We start from the raw sequence: 18,146 nt of genomic DNA, 5'->3' as shown, positions 1-18,146 counted from the left end.
TAATATTCTCCTCTAAATTATTAATCTAGATTTTCTCCATTGCTTTCTATAACTTTTTTATACCAATAGAAACTATCTTTCTTGCTTCTGCTTAAATCTCCATTTCCATCATTATCTTTATTTACGTAGATAAAACCATATCTTTTTTTCATTTCTCCTGTTGATGCACTTACTAAATCTATACATCCCCAAGGAGTATATCCTATTAATTCTACTCCATCTTCAACTGCTTCTTTCATTTCGATTATATGATCCCTTAAATAGCTAATTCTATAATCATCTTTAATAGAGCCATCTTCTTCAAATTTATCAACTGCACCTAAACCATTTTCTACAACCATCATAGGGATTTGGTATCTGTTATAAACGTTATTTAATACCCATCTTAAACCTTTAGGGTCAATTTGCCATCCCCAATCACTAGCTTTAAGATATGGATTCTTTGCTCCTCCCATTATGTTTCCTGCAGCATTTTCTACTTCCTTATCTGCTGTTGAGCAATTTGACATGTAATAGCTAAATGTATAGTAATCTACGCATCCTTCTTTTAATATTTGCTCATCATTTTCTTCCATCTTTATTTCTATGTTATTTTCTCTAAAATATCTCTTTGCAAATCCTGGATACGCACCTCTTACTTGAACATCTGAACATAAGAAGTTATTTATATTATCTCTTTCTTGAGCTAAGAATACATCCTCTGGATTACATGTATATGGATAAGTACACATATACGCAATCATACATCCTATTTTGAAATCACTATTAATTTCATGTCCTAATTTAACAGCCTTTGCACTTGCTATAAATTGATGATGAAGTGCTTGAAATCTAAGTTGTTTACTTTCATCTTTTCCATCTCCAAAGTTAAGTGCAAGATCAGCTCCACCTTCTGGTATGATTCCACCAGCCATAAGCCCACCAAATGGATGTGTTAAACAGTTAATTTCATTAAATGTCAACCAATATTTAACTTTATCTTTATATCTATTAAATATAGTTTCACAATATCTAACATAGCAATCAATTACTTCTCTACTTGCCCATCCATTGTACTTTTGAACTAATCCAAAAGGCATTTCATAATGAGATATTGTTACTAATGGTTCTATGTTATATTTTTTTAACTCATTAAAAACATTATCATAAAACTTTAATCCTTCTTCATTTGGCTCTAACTCATCTCCATTTGGAAATATTCTAGTCCAGTTTATTGACATTCTAAAAACCTTGAATCCCATTTCTCCAAATAATTTTATATCTTCCTTATAATGATGATAAAAATCTATAGCCTCATGGCTTGGATAATATGTTCCTTCTTCTAACTTAGGTGTAACTCTTCTTGGCGTTGTGTGAGTACCTCCTGTCATAATATCTGCAGTACTAAGGCCCTTTCCACCTTCTCTATATCCACCTTCAAATTGGTTAGCAGCAGTTGCTCCCCCCCATAAAAAATTCTTTGGTAAACTCATCTTTCTTTCCTCCTCTAAAAAATTTACTTGATGACTAAATTATATACTTAAATTCCTATTAAAATATTTTCATTCAAATTCTGAATAAAATAATAGTTATATATTATCTTCCATCCTCCGTCGCAAACTCCAAGTCGTTTTCAGATAATTTATAACTAACAAAATACTATTAGATATAAATATAATTTAACAAGAATAAAAAAGCGAGATGATTTTTAACTACCTCACCTCGCATTTTTTAACTCTTCTATTATATTATCTAAAAGTGCCATCATAACATAACGACTATTTTTTACTCCAATATCAATATCTAAAATAAGATGCTTGTTAAACAATTTTTTAGTTCTATTATCTAAATCTTGTATTGAAATAACTAATTTTTCGCCTTTACAATTTCTTATATATTCTTTAATAATTCTATTTCCATTAAAAAAATTTCCTGATGTAGTAAATATCAATAATAAACTATCACTACTTATATTTTGTATTTCTTCATTATCTTCAATAACTTTAACTATTTTTCCAAATGGGTGACATTCCATTTGAAAGTATTGTGCCATTAAATAGCAATAATTTAACCCTGATATATAAACTTTATCATAACTATTTATAGTTGAAGCTACATTATTAATATCTCTATAATCTATTTTACTATAAAATAATTTTAAATCCTGACTTAATAAATTTATATCAGTATAATTATTATCTATATTATTTTTTACTTGCTCTATATACAGCAAACATTCCTCTTTAAAAGCATTATAATCAACATAACCAAGTTTTTTTATAAACCTACTAACAGTTGCTTGAGATACAAAACAAAGTTTTGAAAGCTCAGTTATATTATAATTAGGAACACTTTCTATATTATTAACTATAAAGGAAGCTATATTGTAATTTATATCTTCAATATTATGATTATTTATATAATTATTTAACTTATCTATAACTATCAATGGCTTTAATTCTCCTATTTTATGCTGAAAATTATTATAAATCATTTTCTAAAATTATACCATAAAATATTCCCTAAAACATCTATACTTGAAACATAAAATCATTCTAATATCTTCACCAATAAATTCAAAATCAAATGAACTATTATCCCTTACTTCCTTCTCCTCTTTAAAATACTAGTATTTATTTAATTAAAATATAAATTTGTATTTAATTTCCTTATAATTTATAATAAAATTGACTATATGAAATGGAGGGTTTTTGTATGAATTCAAAAAAAGAGGTAAGCATAAGAAAAATATCTGAAGATGCTGAGAATTTATTTAGAGGAGGATTTTTCTGCTCTGAAGCACTAATAAGTTCAATACGTTCTAACTTTGAGTTAGATATACCTGAAGAAATAATATCTATGGCTTCAGGGTTTCCTGTTGGCATTGGACGTTCTAAGTGTCTGTGTGGAGCAGTTTCTGGTGGGGTTATGGCTTTAGGACTATTCTTTGGCCGTACTAAACAAGGAGATTCTAAAGTAGAGAAAAATTTAGAATTAGCAAAGGAATTACATGATTGGTTTAAAGAAGCTAACGGTAAAAATGCTCTTTGCTGTCGTATATTGACTAAAGAGTTTGATATGGCATCTGGTGCTCATAAAGAGCAATGTATACATTTTACAGGTATGGTTGCTGGAAAAGTTGCTGAAATAATAGTAAGAGAACTAAATCTAGTTAATACAGACATCTTAGTTACAGTATAGGAGTAAAAAATATGATAAAGAAAATACCACTCCCTATTTCAGGGGTAATGCTCGGATTTGCGGCTTTAGGTAATTTACTTCAAAGCTATTCTGAATCTATCCGTTTAGTATGCGGAGTTATATCTTTAATTTTAGGATTACTATTAATATGTAAAATTGTAATATATCCGTCTATGATAAAAGAAGATATGAAAAATCCAATTATGGCCGCTGTATCTGCAACATTTCCTATGGCTATAATGCTTTTATCTACTTATATTAAGCCTTTTATAGGACCAGAAGCTATTTATATTTGGTATTTAGGAATAATTCTTCATTTAACTTTAATAGTATACTTCTCAATAGAATTTATATTAAAGTTCAATATAAAAAAAGTTTTTACTACATATTTTATAGTTTATGTTGGACTAGCTGCTGCAAGTGTTTCTGCACCAGCCTTTGAAAAAACAAATATAGGCACATTAGCATTTTGGTTTGCATTTATATTATGTATGATATTGCTTGTGGTTGTAACATATAGATATGCTAAATATAAAGAAATCCCTAATCCAGCTAAACCACTATTCTGCATATATACAGCTCCTGTAAGCCTTTGTCTTGCTGGATATATTCAATCAGTACAAACAAAGTCATTATTAATGATAACTTCCTTAACTATTTTATCATTCATAATATATATTATAGTTCTATTTAAATTACCAAAGTATTTAAAAATGCCATTTTTCCCAAGCTATTCAGCTTTTACATTTCCTTTTGTTATAAGTGGAATTGGAATGAAAATGAATATGACTTACTTAACTAAAATAGGATATAATATGGAATTTTTAAAATATGTTGTTTTATTACAAACAATTATAGCTACTGTATTAGTAATATATACTTTATTCAGATTTATACTTTTTTTAATTCCAGAAAAAAAAGGTTATTCAGTAGCTCAATAATTTTAATCGTTAATTTACTTTTATAAAAACAGAAGTAATAAGTTATAAATTAATAAAGAAAATAGCAACTCTCAAAAACAAAGTTTGCTATTTCTTTATTTTTTATCATTTATTAATCAAACTTCTGCCTATAAAGGAAATTCCATATATTTTATATTACTCCTCTAATCCAGCAAAAATTTCTACAACATCAGGATCACAATGAGAGAAAAATGCACTTTCTCCTTTGTCTAATTTAGCAATATTATTTATATCATCATCATCTAATTTAAAATCAAATACATTAAAATTCTCAATCATTCTCTCTCTATGCACAGATTTAGGAATAGCAATAATACCTTTTTGAATTAAATATCTTAATGCTACTTGAGCTGTAGATTTATTATATCTATCTCCAACTTTTTTCAGAGTTTCATTTGTAAAGATATTCTTTTCACCTTCTGCAAGTGGTGCCCAAGATTCAATTTGCACCCCATATTTATCCATGATTTCCTTAGCCTTTACTTGCTGATTAAAGGGATGTGTTTCAACTTGATTAATCGCTGGAACTACTTCATTAAACTTAATAAGATCTATTAATCTATCTGGATAAAAATTACTTACCCCTATAGCTCTTATTTTACCACTCTTATACATTTCCTCCATAGCTCTATATGTGCCATAATAATCATTGAAAGGTTGATGTATTAATACTAAATCCAAATATTCAAGTTGAAGCTTTTTAAGTGATTTCTCCATAGAAGTTTTTGCCTTTTCATATCCAGCATTTGATATCCACACTTTAGTTGTAATAAATAATTCTTCTCTTGGAACTTTGCACTTTTTAATTGCTCTTCCCACAGCTTCTTCATTACCATAAGTCTGAGCAGTATCAATTGAGCGATATCCTACTTCAATTGCATCTAATACACACCTCTCACATTTCTTCAAATCTTCAATTTGATAAACCCCATATCCTAAAATGGGCATTTTCACCCCATTATTTAACGTTACATATTCCATATATTCCTCCTCATTTCCAAAGCTATTTTCATATATTTATTACTACTATTTCATATTATTATTTATACTTTATTTTAGTTCATTTTCATATTTAAGAACACGTTCTTCATATCCTTCAATTTTCTGATCAAGATAATCTAATATATATATGTTTCAATTAATAATCTACATCATTATGGTGTTATAAAATTAAAAGTTAATAGTCTTATTTAAGTAAAATAGCAAAATTGAAAGCATATATATTTTTAATTTTTTTTATATAAGCTGCTGAAATACTGGCTTTACTTATCCTTTACATTCATTTATTCTTCTCCATACTAAATTGTGTATGGTCTTAAAACGACCATTATTAAGTAACACTACTTAGATTTGCTAATATACTATTAATGATAAGTTTTATAATAGTATCAATATAAAGGAGTATTATATGTATAATAACCAATTTTTCTTTTGTCCCTATCACATGAATCAAGCTGCTTATCCCTCCTTCAATCCAATGTGGAGAACCATAGCACAAAAATTTGCAGCCTTTAGTGGTACCGTTACAAGTATTGAAGATTTTTACACAGGGCAAGATGATCCATCAGCAGGCTGCTATAAATTAATATCGCTGCAAAACATGGACATGGGGCCTGTAAATTTTGTAATTTCTCCGGGAACTTACTTTGTAAATCATGAGGTGATTGAGGTAGGCGATGAAGTAACAGGATTTTACGATGCAAATGCACCCGTACCTCTTATTTACCCTCCACAATATCGTGCAATTGTTATGGCTAAAAACACAGAACCTGAAAATGTTACTGTAGACTATTTTAATAATCAACTTATAAGCAGCGATGGAAATTTAAAACTAAACATTGCCCCATCTACAGAGATAATTCTAACAAATGATCAGATTTTTAATAGATACCCTGGAAATAGAAACCTAATTGTTCTTTATGGCCCTACAACATTTAGTATCCCTGCCCAAACTACTCCATATAAAATCATTGTTCTTTGCTAAATCAAAATATGCTATATTAGTGCATACAATTTACTTACATCATAGCCTTTCTAAAAAAATAGGATTGACTTTATTTTCACCTATAAAAATACCCTTAGCCAAGTAAAGTCAATGGCTAAGGGTAAAAGCCTCATTTATTTATGGTACAGTTCTCCGTAACTATTATAAATGATATGTATCTTATTATTTACTTTTTGTACAGCTACTATATAGCTTTTAAATAATAATATAATTATAGATACTTAGCAGTTAATGACTCGTTGCACTCATATAATTCTTTAGGAGTTCCTTCAAAAATTATTTTTCCACCTTTAGTTCCACCTTCTGGTCCAAGGTCAATAATCCAATCAGCTCTTTTAATTACATTAATATTATGCTCAATAATAATTACTGTATTTCCGTTATCTACTATATTTTCAACAATATTTATAAACTTCTCAATATCAGCCATATGAAGCCCTGTTGTTGGTTCATCCATAATATATACTGAACTTTCCTTATGCAATTCACTAGCTAACTTTAGCCTTTGACATTCACCACCTGATAATGTATCTAGAGTTTGACCTAATGTTAAGTAACCTATTCCCATATCATAAATAGACTGTAGTTTTGTTTTAATAGCTTTTATATTAAAGAAATCAATAGCTTCTACTACTGTCATATCTAATACTTCAATTATATTTTTACCATGGAATCTATAATCTAAGACTTCCATCTTAAACTTTTTACCATCGCATACATCACAAGTACTCTTTATATTTTCCATAAAAGCAAGGTTAGTTTCTACAATTCCACTACCCTTACAATTTTCACATGCCCCTTCTGAATTTGAACTAAATAATGATGGATTAACGTTATTTTCTTTAGCAAAAGCTTTTCTTATATTATCCATAATTCCACTATAAGTTGCTAAGCTTGATCTTGAATTTGCTCCTACAGGACTTTGATCAATTAACACAGCTTCTTTGTTTTGTTTTAAAAATTCATCCTTAATTAATGTACTTTTTCCTGAACCTGCAACCCCTGTTACTAAAGTTAAAACACCCTTTGGTATATTAACAGAAATATTTTTTAAGTTATTTTTCTTACAATTAACAACTTTTAAATATCCCTTATGCTCTCTTACATCTTCTTTTATAGTAAGGGATTTATTTAAAGCATCTCCTGTTAAAGTTCCGGATTTAAGTAAATCTTCATAGCTGCCTTTATATACTATTTCTCCTCCATGTCTTCCTGCTAGAGGTCCTATATCAATGATATGATCAGCAATCTTAATAACGTCTGGATCATGTTCAACAACAATTACAGTATTACCTTTATCACGTAGCTTTTTTAAAAGATTATTTAACTTATGAACATCTCTTGGATGAAGACCTATACTTGGTTCATCAAATATATACATTAAATCAACTAGGTTACTGTTTAGATGTTTTACCATCTTTATACGTTGAGATTCTCCCCCAGATAATGATGAAGTTTCTCTATCTAAGGTTAAATATCCAAGCCCAATATCAATAATATTATTTAATTTTTCAAGAATACCATTAACTAAAGGTTCAGCTTCTGGTTCTTTAATATCTGAAATAAATTTAACTAATTCATCGATTTGCATGCTAGTTAAATCTGCAATATTATAGCCATTAATTAAACATTTATAAACTCTTTCATGTAGTCTTCTTCCTCTACAAACAGGACATTCACCTTCAATTAGTAATTTACTAAGTTTCTTTTTAGCTGCTTCAGAAATTTCTCCTTCTCTCTTTAAATAAAGTCTATTAAACTTAACTATTAATCCCTCATAAGTTAAATTCATTGTCCCTACTTCATCTATCTTGATTTTTTCAGCCTCTCCATATAAAAACTTCTGTAACTCTTCTTCTGAATAATCAATTATCTTTTTATCATTATCAAAGAAGCCTGATTCGGTAAATAGCTTCCAATGCCATGATCCTACTCCAAAGCCTGAAAGTAAAATTGCTCCTTCATTTAAAGACTTATTCATATCAACTATCTCTTCCATATTAGGAACTAGCTTTTTACCAAGTCCCTCACACTCTGGACACATACCATTTATATCATTAAAAGAAAACATATTAGCTTTTCCTATATAGGTACTTCCAAACCTTGAATATAAAGCTCTTAGGAATGAATTAATATCTGTAATAGTTCCTAAAGTTGATCTAGAATTACCACCAATTCTACTTTGATCAATAATAATAGGTGTAGAAAGATTCTCAATATGATCGGCTTTAACCTCACCATATTTAGGTAAAAAGTTTCTTATAAAAGCACTAAAAGTCTCATTTAATTGACGTTGTGCCTCCTTTGCAACTGTTTCAAAAACAATTGAGGATTTACCTGATCCAGAAACCCCTGTAAATATAGTAATTTTTCTTTTTGGTATTTCTAATGATATGTTCTTTAAATTATTTTCCCTACATCCTTTTAAATAAATGAATTCATCTTCCACTTCATTCGCCTCCTTTAATTACTACTTATATATTATAATATTTTAATCTATTTGTAACTGCTTTAAAAATCTCTCTAAAGATTCTCACTCTTTTCAAACTTATACTCTTGTTTTTCTTCTAATGTATATCTCAAATACATAGAATCACCAGTAAAAACTATTCCTTCTTTTTCACTACCAAATAGTGTTGAATCAACTATTGCTAAAACATACTCTGGATTTACATTAGGTGCTATAGCTGAAATTGCATTATTTAATTTCTTTTCTGGAATTTCAGGGTATTCCATGGACATTTAAAAGTTCCTATAGTAATTAAATTAACTCTTTAACTTCAATAAATGGATTTCTATATCTATTTTTCTTCAAAGTTTTATTACCAATATTTATAGATTTCTTAGGACATATATTTATACAAGCCATACAATCAGTACATTTTCCGAGCCAAGCTAGCTTTTTATTAATGATTTCAATATTATATACTGGACAAATATCTTTGCACATTTCACAGCCTATACATTTATCATTCACATTAAATGATTTATCCTTATTTTTAAACCACTTTTTCCAAGCATTATAGAATAATTTATTACCTCTTTTGTAATCAACTCTCTTTACTTCTCTCTTTTCAATCCTTTGAATAAAATCATCTATTATATCTTCATTTAACTCTATTGATTTAAGAGCTCTCTCCTTAGTTGGATTTTTACCTGCTCTTGTATAATTTGAAATGTATTTTACCGTTAAATAATTACTAAGTTCACCTTTATTGCCTAAAAGTTCATTGCTGTGAGGAAAACTTTCTTTAGCTCCTCCCCCTCCAGTAACTCCTATTGCAAAAATATATGTTTTGTCATTTACTTTTAACTTTGATATAAAATCTTCTACTACAATAGGTAATGATCCACAATGTATTGGATATACAAAGCCTATAACATCATCATTTATATTGAAATAACATTTTTTCATAGCAGCTGGTATAGATATTAACTCACAGTCCCCTACTGCCTCTTTTATTTTTTTAGCTACGTATAATGAATTACCTGTAGATGTAAAGTAATAAATCTTCATGATTTTCTCCCCCTTGAGCCTTTTTTACGTTCTGTTTATTTTTTAATTGTACCATAAATTAATTAACTCATTTTAAAATATTCTTCTAACTTTTAGCTTAAAAAAGATAAAAACTAAGAGGTAAGGATCCTCCCTACCTCTCTTTATTCTTACTACTATAGCATAGATTATTTTAGATATTAGCCTTACAATTTTGCCCTATCTATCAAAAGGACTCCATAGAAACAAATCCTTAATTATTTCAAATTCCATTTCTAATATACATGCTTCTACTAATATAATAATTCTTTGCTTAATTTAATTATTATTTTTATTTGTTTCCTTAACCTTAGATGACATAATTGGTACTGTTGTTGCTATAACTAAAATTATTAATAATATTATTGCCATGGTATTACTAGATACAAAGCCTGTTGGAGTCATAGGAGTTATTACTCCTGTTAATTGTAATATCATTCCTACTAATCCTATTATAGAACCTCCTGCAACAAGCCCTGAAGATAAACTTATTCCATTTGACACTCTAAGTTCTCTTTCTTTATCACTTTTACTCATCTTTTCAACAAAGAAACGTATTAATGCTCCTACTAGTATTATAGAATTTGTTGATATAGGTAAATAAAACCCTATAGCAATAGTCATTATAGGCAAGTTTAGTAAAAATAAGAATAGTGCCATAACAACACCTACTATAATCATAGGCCATGGTAAGTTTCCTGACATTATACCCGATGTTAAAGTCGACATTAAATTAGCTTGTGGAAGAGCAAAGGGTGCATCTACTCCTGTAATTGCTATTTGATCTTTTAGTATAAGAATTGTTCCTGTTACAACAACAACACCTACTATACTAGCAATTGCAAAGTAATTTTGCATTTCTCTTTTCCTTCCTTTTATAATATAAGTTACTTTTTGAGATTGGCTATATCCACCTGCTACTGATATAGCTACTATCATAAATAGTGCAAATAAAAGTAAAGATTTATTATCTGACTTATCAGTCCATCCCATTATAACAAATACTAATGTTAATATAACTAATGATGCGATTGTCATACCTGATACAGGAAGATTTGATGTTCCTATTGTACCAGTTAAACGTCCTGCAACTATTACAAATAATAAAGCTAGTATTAATGATACTATTGCTGCTAATATAGCCATAGTAATACTTTTAGAAATTATAAATGCAGATACAAATGTAAGTATAATTCCAACTAATAATATTAATATATGTCCTGAACTCTTTTCTGAATTACTATCATTACCGCTTTTTGCTTTTAAAGTTTCTTTTATTGAAAATACTATAGTTGGTATAAGTTTAATTGCACCTATTATACCACCACAAAGCATCATTCCAGCTCCTATATACTTAACATAATTTCCTGATATTAAGTTTACATCCATTTGATTAAGGACTATTGAAGGATCATTCCATGAATGTGCATTAGATTCTGCAAAATCAGTAAAGTATCCTATTAATGGAGCAACTCCAAAATTAGCTAAGACTGAACCTGCAAACATAGTTATGGCTACTTCTAATCCAACTATAAATCCGATACCTAATAATAGTGGATTTCCTTCAGTAGAAAATTTCCATTTGTAAAACTTACTTCCTACGAAGGTAATAGTATTGTTAATTAAATTTAAGAATGAACTTGTTAAAACATTTATAATACCACTTATTACAAACCCAATTCCCATGTACTTTACAGCATCTCCACCCTCTTCTGAAGCAGTAAGGGTCTCTGATATTGCTAAAGATTCTGGATACATAAGGTTTTTATCTTCTTCAATTATTAAATAATTATAAACTAGTGATAATGCCCCTATCCCAAATAAAGCTCCTGCTATACTTACGCTTAGGCCTTCAAAAAAAGTAACATTACTGCCTATTAGTATAACAGCAGGTAATACAAAAATCATACCACTTGCTATGGATTCTCCACCACTTGACATACCTTGTATTATATTTTTACCAAATATGTTTTTTTTACGAGTAAATATGCCTAGAAGCATTGAACCTATTATGGCTCCTGGGATTCCTGCTGCAACAGTTAGCCCTGATTTCATACCTGAATAAGCAGTAGATGCTGCAAATACAGCTGCTAATATTATTCCTATTATCATTACAGCTAAATTTGATCCATTATTTTGTTTTTGTCCATGATTTTCTTCATAAGTCGATTTAGTCGCTTTTTTATTCATTTGTTACTTCCTTCCGTTGCTTAATGATTTTAATACGATTTTAGTAATATATTAAATCAAAACATATATTTTCACGCAATTTTTATTGTAGCAATATTTTATCTCTTAGTTAGCTTTCACAAAAAAATTCAATTTATTCTTTATGGCATTGAATACCATTGAGATATCTGTGCGAACACCCACCTATCTGAGGATAGGGATAAAAATCAGAGTACCGGTATTTTGGATTTTTATTTTAGAGATTTCAAGGCAATACTTAGTTTTAAGTATTGTTTTTTTATTTTTTATAAAATAAAAAACCAAGAAATTAGCTTTCTTGGTTTCTAAAATATTGTCATAATCTTAATTAAAACTTAGTGATACATATGCAGCTTTTGTTACTTCATCAATTTCAAGTGTGTATTGACACTGCTCTATATTTATTCCGCTTGTAAAAGCCTGCTGTATAGAATCTTCTATATCTGTTTGTCCACCTTTAAAATAAAGAATCTTATATGTTTTACCGCTTATATTACTTAAAAAATCTTCTTTTATATAGTTGGAGAATTCATTTTTATCTTTAACTACCACTATATTATCTCCATTTAAATCTTTCTCTACTAAGTTTAAATTATCAAAACTATATTCTGTTCTAGTTGCTTTTGGATAATTGCTTTCATCCCATTTATGGGTATCTTTTATTTGTTCATCTGTAATATTAAAATATGAATATCTAAGTTTGTTACTTCCATCATCCATTACAGGATCATCCCAAGTTGCATCTAAATGATAATACTCTCCGCCAAGTTTTACTAAATTCCATGCATGACTTATATAGCCATCCTTATTACGTGCCTCTCCAAGTATAGTCATTGTTTCTATACCTGCTGCTTTTAATAACTTGTCCATAGCAACAGCATATCCTTGACAAACTGCTATACCATCTATTAGTGCTCCATAAGCTGTATATGATTCTTTTGGCATATCTTCCGAAAAAATTCTTTCATCATACTTACAATTATTAATTAAATAATCATGAAGAGCTCTTTCTTTTTCATACTCCTTCATTTCTGGTCTTATTACTGTACTTAGGATTTCTTCTACTTTTTTATTAATCTCATTATTCTTGTTAACTAATACCTCTTTGCTCTCATAATATTCTGGCTCTAATATTACTCTTACAAATAATTTTAAATCCATTGTCTTAACTTTTGTATTATCAAAATTACCTGAAAGCTCTAAATTATCTTCTAAAATATCATTTATAACAGCTCCGTTAAATATATTTTCATCATAGTTTTTCACATCAACAACTATTTCACTTTCATAATTGTATAACTGATTTTTTACAGTATCATAATAACCATCATAATCCTTAACTAAATTCCCACTAACTGCTTCACACCCTACCATCATTGATAGGCACATTATAGCAGAAGCTAAAATTATCTTTTTAAATTTACCTGACATCTTTTCTCTTACCCCCTACTCACTCTCATAAAAAACTTTTTATGTATAACATGTAATATTATCGTTATACTTTCTCTTTCCTTAATAATATTATGCCAAGTATATAAGGACAAATAATCAAGAATTGAATCAAGTAAATATTTAATAACCCTATTTCGGCGATTTAGAGACTTACTTAAAGGAAACTCGACTCGCATTCGCTCGCTGAGTAAGTTCCACCGACAAAAACAAGTTTTTGGGTGTCACTTATGGTACGCTTCTATATACATTATTCTAAATCTCATCTCTATTAATCAAAGACTCAAACCACTTCTCATCACTACCAATTTCATTTCTATTTCTATCTACTGCTATAATTCTTAAGTTTGATGTATTGTCTAGTCTTAATTTTTCTTTATATTCATTTATTGATTTTCTTAAGTTAAAGCAGCCTCCATCTACGTAGTGAAGGATACATATAGTTTTATTGTAATCTTCAATTAATTCTCTAAATAAGCCATTAATATGTCCATCATCGCAGTTAAAGGCAAATCCACATACACAAATAATATCTGATTCTTTAAATTTATTAAACATATCTACATATCTTTTAGACATCTTAACTGATGTCAATGGCTTTATACCACTTTGAGTAAATAAGAAGGGGACTATTATATGTTTTTTATCTTTATTTTCATCAAATGATATTATTTTATTTAAATATGGATCATAGTAATCATTTATAGATCCATTTAAGTAGTAAACTTCTTCTTTTATTATATCTTCTATGAATGAGTTATAGTTTGTTGTCCCTATTGCATTTATATCTGCAAATTCTTTTAGATATAAAACATCATGATAATATCCATTACCTTCTTTTATCTTTTCTGTATTGCTTTTTGCTATTGATTCGATATACCTTTTTACTGTATATAAAAATATAACTATTTTATTAAATTTTCCCCAATCAGTTTTAGGACTATAAATATATCTCCAGTTAGAATCAATTAATGTTTGATAATCTAATGCTCTTGAATATATATCCTCTAATATTTGTAATCCAAATCTAGTTATTTTCTCTTCATTACTATAATTTTCTTGTATATCTAAATCTTCATTTTCTATTAATAGCTCTAACCCCTTCATACCTGTATTTGTATAATCTAATGTAAAGATTGCTCCAAGATCATCAAATAAATCTATGCTTTCTGGACTATCATAAAAAATTCCATCATTTAATCTATGTATTAAATCTTCACCTAATGATCCTATTAATAATTCAAGTATTGCTCTTGTTATATTTCTTATGCTTAACTTAAATTGATAGCTTACGTTCTCCAATTCTAATAATTTTAAAAATCCAGAAAAATAGTTACTTCCAAAAAGTGAGTTATCTCCTCCTAGTAATGGATTTAACTTTATTATATGAGAGTAATTATAGGAGCCTAATTCTAAACCTGTTATTTCTAAAAATACTTTATCTATATCAAGTCCATTATTATATAATCTTTCTGATATTAAGTTAACCTTTTCATCAAAGTTATTTAAGTACTCTAATATATTGTTTCTTTTGTTTTCTAAACTACCCTTTACTATTGATTCATATTGTGTCTTAGTAAAAGCAGTTAGTTTTTTATTATCAAATCCTTCTGGTAACCATCTTGCATAATTTGATTGTTTATCAACGTTATTTAATTGTTCTTTTAAAATAATCTTATCATCACTAGTATTCATTCTAAAAATATCAAGTGCAAACTTTCCACCTGATGGCAATCCGTATGAACATTCAGCACCTGCTCCAAAAAACAAAGAAACTTTAGTCATAATATCTTCCCCTTAAAATAAATAATATTTAATATGTTAATTATATCATATATTCCATTTATTAACATAACAATGCATATACTATAATAGTGCATTTTCCACTTGAATAATTTTACAGTTAAATAACCAAACAATTTGATGACCATATACATTCTTACCTTTTAAATGTAAATTATGAAAGGAACACTTTTCAGTGGGATTTTTAGCCTTTGACGAGAGCTCAATTTTCTCTGAAATAGTATCATTAATAATAAAGTATATTAACTCTTTGGTTTCTCTAGATTTATTCCAAATCAATTCTATAACTAATGTTTTTAATGCTTTAATTAAAAGTTTTTCATCTCAAATACTATTTGATAAAAATCTAGTGATACTTTCTCAATATTTTTGCGAAGTAAGCTCCGCTATATCAGATATTTTTCTATTAAAACCATTTGATATAATAGCATTCATAAAACTTTCTAAGTGATTTAGTCGTGGCTTAGACAAATATAAATCAAAATTTAATTACTTAAAAATTTTGTATTTTTATGGTTTATCTGATATAATTTACTTCTGAAACTTCTATGTTTAACTCGTTATTTTGGTTATTTAAAAGAAAAGTTCAAGAAGTTTAATAATAAAACGGCTTATAAATTAGGTGTAGATAAAAGTTATTTTCACAATAAAATATATATGGAAAATAATTTTATATAATATTTTCTTTGGTTACTATGAGCTAAAGTTAAAAATAACGAAGGTGAGGATTTTCTAAAGTATGGTTTAAAAAGATTTTAAAGATATAAAAAAATATAAATTTATTAAATTATTAGTGGAGAGTTAGTTATGGACTGTAATAAAAAAAAATTAAAAAGAGAAGTTAAAACGTTAATAGAAAATAATGAAATTAATGAAGCGAGATCAAAATTAGATGAATATAAAAAAATTAATCCTTATGATATGGATAATTATTGTATGGAATCAATAATTGAATTTCTAAATGGAGATTTAATTAAAGCTGAAAGTATTTTAGAGAGTATATATTATAAATATGAGTATAATTTTGATATAAATTATAACTTAGGAATTATATCACTTTATAGAATGGACTATGAAAAAGCATTAAATTTTTTATTGAAAGCATCAATTTTAAATGCAGAAAAAACAGATGAAATAAATAATATTATTTTTAATGAAATAAATAATAATATTAATAATGAACAGTTCCAAAGAGTGACAGAAGAAGTTAGGTTGTATTTTAATAATATTAATAAAACTTTTCCTAGGAAAAATATTGATGAATTATATATTGGAAAGAGTATAAAAAACAAAAACATAAATTATTATTGTGGAATATATGATTATTATTTTCCTGAAAGGGATGGATCAATGTTAGATTATAATGCTAATATGGGAAATTTCTTTAAGACTGAAGTATTAATTGGAGAAAAAGAAAAAGAATTTAACTTTACTTGTAATAGTAAATCAATAATGCCAATAATGAAATTAGATAAAAGTTCTAAAATAGGTATTAATGTGAATAGTTCTAAATTTACCTTAAATAATAATTTAAATAATAGGTTTTATTATTATCCTTTAGAAAAAGGAGACAATGTTAAGATAAATAGTGATTTTGAGTTTGTTCTAGGGAATCTAATTAAGTTAGGTTATGATGAAAAAAAACCTAAGTTGATTTTAAATCTATTTATTGATGGATTATCACAAAAATTTTTAGAAAAAAATGATTTAAAAGATTGTATGAAAAATACATATAACTTTTTTAAAGATGGAACTATATGTAATAATGCATATGTGAGTGGAGAATGGACATATGTTAGTATGGCTAGTTTCTTTACAGGATTGTATACAACAAATCATAGAGTTTTTAATCCAAATTATGATAGCAATAACATATTTAAGAATAGATTATATAGTGAATATTTAAATGAAAATGGATATTTTTGTGCCAAAATAGATGGAGATTGGAGAAGTACACCATCTAGCGGATATATAAAGGGATTTGATAGATATTTATATCAAGCATCTGCAAGAGGAATGCATTGTGATGAAATAATTAATGAAACTATAGAGCATGTTGAAGCATTTAAAGAAAAAAATAATTTTCTATGGATATGCATTCCAGATCTTCATGACATTGCAGATGAATTTGAAACTAGAATTAGTACTCAGGTGAAAAATTCAATTGAAAGTAGAACATTAGAAAAAAGCAGTGAAACTAGTGTAAGAAAAAATTATGATGTAAGCAAAATAGAAAAGTATAAAATACAATTACAAAGAATAGACACATACTTAGGAGTATTGTTCAATTATATAAAGGACAATTTTAGAGAAGATGAAGTAATTATAAGCTTAATTTCTGATCATGGACAAGGGTATTTAGTAGAAAGTGATGAATTTTTAGATGAAGAAAGAACAAAAGTTCCGATGTTTTTTAAAGGTAAAGGTATTCCGAAAGGAGTTTGTAATGAGTTACTACAAGGATTAGATTTATTTCCTATAATATTTAAATCTATAGGATTAAGTGAATATGAAATAGGAGATGGAAATGTTCCTAAATATTTTGATGGTACAAGAGGAAGAGATTATGTAATATCAGAAAGTATTTTTCCTAAAAGCCCCTATAGAATTTCTATCAATGATAAAGAACATAAATTTTTCTTTTCAACTATAGATGATTGTACTGTTGATGGTAGAATTAATATAGATAATTATAAAACAAAGCTTATAAATAAACTTACAGGCGAAGAAGAAACAGAAATTTATAAAGAAAAAGTATCAAAGTATATAGATATGGTAAAAGAACATATTAGAGAATATGTTATAACAGACGTTTAATGCAGTAGCATAATTAATAAAGTTTTATCTTAGGGGCTGTCGCAAAATGATTAAATAATAATCAGTAGCGATGCTCCTTTTTGTTGTTAACGGGACAGTAGGTAAACTTGTGCAAAATTAACTCTACCTACTATCCAATTATCTCATTATTAAATTCACTTTAGCTAAACTGTTGTCACATTAGATT

Annotated in this window: 13 protein-coding genes and 1 pseudogene; 4 read left to right on the top strand and 10 right to left on the bottom strand. The window is 27.7% G+C overall.

The features are described 5' to 3' along the window. Positions 1-20: 20 nt before the first annotated feature. Complete coding sequence (locus tag ACZJV1_RS08225) at positions 21-1,472, bottom strand: glycoside hydrolase family 1 protein (RefSeq protein ID WP_463651992.1); 1,452 nt, start codon at positions 1,470-1,472, stop codon at positions 21-23. Positions 1,473-1,696: 224 nt separating this feature from the next. Next, complete coding sequence (locus tag ACZJV1_RS08220; RefSeq protein ID WP_463651991.1) at positions 1,697-2,428, bottom strand: MurR/RpiR family transcriptional regulator; 732 nt, start codon at positions 2,426-2,428, stop codon at positions 1,697-1,699. 266 nt (positions 2,429-2,694) lie between these two features. Here ACZJV1_RS08220 and ACZJV1_RS08215 point away from each other — a divergent pair, with 266 nt between their 5' ends. Together ACZJV1_RS08215 and ACZJV1_RS08210 are read left to right on the top strand one after the other, a co-directional pair. Next, entirely contained in the window at positions 2,695-3,180 is a 486-nt protein-coding gene (locus ACZJV1_RS08215; RefSeq protein WP_463651990.1) for a C-GCAxxG-C-C family protein, read from the top strand. Between the two features lie 11 nt (positions 3,181-3,191). Next, positions 3,192-4,121, top strand: a complete 930-nt coding sequence (locus tag ACZJV1_RS08210; RefSeq protein ID WP_463651989.1) for a TDT family transporter — start codon at positions 3,192-3,194, stop codon at positions 4,119-4,121. Positions 4,122-4,277: 156 nt separating this feature from the next. Here the strand turns inward: ACZJV1_RS08210 and ACZJV1_RS08205 are convergent, their stop codons facing one another. Further along, positions 4,278-5,123: an aldo/keto reductase gene (locus ACZJV1_RS08205; RefSeq protein ID WP_463651988.1), complete on the bottom strand. Its 846-nt coding sequence runs from the start codon at positions 5,121-5,123 to the stop codon at positions 4,278-4,280. 427 nt (positions 5,124-5,550) lie between these two features. Between ACZJV1_RS08205 and ACZJV1_RS08200 the strand changes: the two genes are divergently transcribed. Continuing rightward, on the top strand, positions 5,551-6,126 hold the full coding sequence (locus tag ACZJV1_RS08200) for a hypothetical protein (protein WP_463651987.1): 576 nt from the start codon (positions 5,551-5,553) through the stop codon (positions 6,124-6,126). A gap of 232 nt (positions 6,127-6,358) precedes the next feature. On the opposite strand, the gene ACZJV1_RS08195 is transcribed toward ACZJV1_RS08200, so the two are convergent. The 7 genes and pseudogenes from ACZJV1_RS08195 to ACZJV1_RS08165 form a co-directional block, all read right to left on the bottom strand. Further along, the gene (locus tag ACZJV1_RS08195) at positions 6,359-8,596 is read right to left on the bottom strand and encodes an ATP-binding cassette domain-containing protein (RefSeq protein ID WP_463651986.1); all 2,238 of its coding nucleotides are present in this window, start codon (positions 8,594-8,596) and stop codon (positions 6,359-6,361) included. Between the two features lie 74 nt (positions 8,597-8,670). Then, positions 8,671-8,889, bottom strand: a complete 219-nt coding sequence (locus ACZJV1_RS08190; protein ID WP_463651985.1) for a hypothetical protein — start codon at positions 8,887-8,889, stop codon at positions 8,671-8,673. Positions 8,890-8,908: 19 nt separating this feature from the next. Then, positions 8,909-9,664: an EFR1 family ferrodoxin gene (locus ACZJV1_RS08185; RefSeq protein ID WP_463651984.1), complete on the bottom strand. Its 756-nt coding sequence runs from the start codon at positions 9,662-9,664 to the stop codon at positions 8,909-8,911. Between the two features lie 297 nt (positions 9,665-9,961). Further along, positions 9,962-11,872 carry an OPT family oligopeptide transporter gene (locus tag ACZJV1_RS08180; RefSeq protein ID WP_463651983.1) on the bottom strand — a complete coding sequence of 637 codons (1,911 nt, stop codon included), beginning with the start codon at positions 11,870-11,872 and terminating at the stop codon, positions 9,962-9,964. 342 nt (positions 11,873-12,214) lie between these two features. Further along, a complete protein-coding gene (locus tag ACZJV1_RS08175) occupies positions 12,215-13,321 on the bottom strand; it encodes a transglutaminase domain-containing protein (RefSeq protein WP_463651982.1) in 1,107 nt (368 codons plus the stop codon). Between the two features lie 273 nt (positions 13,322-13,594). Then, on the bottom strand, positions 13,595-15,124 hold the full coding sequence (locus ACZJV1_RS08170; RefSeq protein WP_463651981.1) for a hypothetical protein: 1,530 nt from the start codon (positions 15,122-15,124) through the stop codon (positions 13,595-13,597). A 114-nt stretch (positions 15,125-15,238) separates the two neighbouring features. After that, positions 15,239-15,631, bottom strand: a pseudogene (locus ACZJV1_RS08165) (IS701 family transposase); the annotation flags it as partial. Between the two features lie 318 nt (positions 15,632-15,949). Here ACZJV1_RS08165 and ACZJV1_RS08160 point away from each other — a divergent pair. Next, complete coding sequence (locus tag ACZJV1_RS08160) at positions 15,950-17,959, top strand: sulfatase-like hydrolase/transferase (protein ID WP_463651980.1); 2,010 nt, start codon at positions 15,950-15,952, stop codon at positions 17,957-17,959. The last annotated feature ends 187 nt before the right edge of the window (positions 17,960-18,146 follow it).

The organism is Clostridium sp. LS3 (assembly GCF_055330225.1).
Note: the sequence above shows the minus strand (reverse complement) of the source record. Positions and strands in the feature narration are given on the sequence as shown.

What these genes read in the sequence shown, in the direction of transcription:
- ACZJV1_RS08180 (WP_463651983.1), bottom strand. Translation starts at nt 11,872, where the DNA reads ATGAATAAAAAAGCGACTAAATCGACTTATGAAGAAAATCATGGACAA.
- ACZJV1_RS08200 (WP_463651987.1), top strand. Translation starts at nt 5,551, where the DNA reads ATGTATAATAACCAATTTTTCTTTTGTCCCTATCACATGAATCAAGCT.
- ACZJV1_RS08185 (WP_463651984.1), bottom strand. Translation starts at nt 9,664, where the DNA reads ATGAAGATTTATTACTTTACATCTACAGGTAATTCATTATACGTAGCT.
- ACZJV1_RS08170 (WP_463651981.1), bottom strand. Translation starts at nt 15,124, where the DNA reads ATGACTAAAGTTTCTTTGTTTTTTGGAGCAGGTGCTGAATGTTCATAC.
- ACZJV1_RS08160 (WP_463651980.1), top strand. Translation starts at nt 15,950, where the DNA reads ATGGACTGTAATAAAAAAAAATTAAAAAGAGAAGTTAAAACGTTAATA.
- ACZJV1_RS08205 (WP_463651988.1), bottom strand. Translation starts at nt 5,123, where the DNA reads ATGGAATATGTAACGTTAAATAATGGGGTGAAAATGCCCATTTTAGGA.
- ACZJV1_RS08175 (WP_463651982.1), bottom strand. Translation starts at nt 13,321, where the DNA reads ATGTCAGGTAAATTTAAAAAGATAATTTTAGCTTCTGCTATAATGTGC.
- ACZJV1_RS08215 (WP_463651990.1), top strand. Translation starts at nt 2,695, where the DNA reads ATGAATTCAAAAAAAGAGGTAAGCATAAGAAAAATATCTGAAGATGCT.
- ACZJV1_RS08210 (WP_463651989.1), top strand. Translation starts at nt 3,192, where the DNA reads ATGATAAAGAAAATACCACTCCCTATTTCAGGGGTAATGCTCGGATTT.
- ACZJV1_RS08190 (WP_463651985.1), bottom strand. Translation starts at nt 8,889, where the DNA reads ATGTCCATGGAATACCCTGAAATTCCAGAAAAGAAATTAAATAATGCA.
- ACZJV1_RS08225 (WP_463651992.1), bottom strand. Translation starts at nt 1,472, where the DNA reads ATGAGTTTACCAAAGAATTTTTTATGGGGGGGAGCAACTGCTGCTAAC.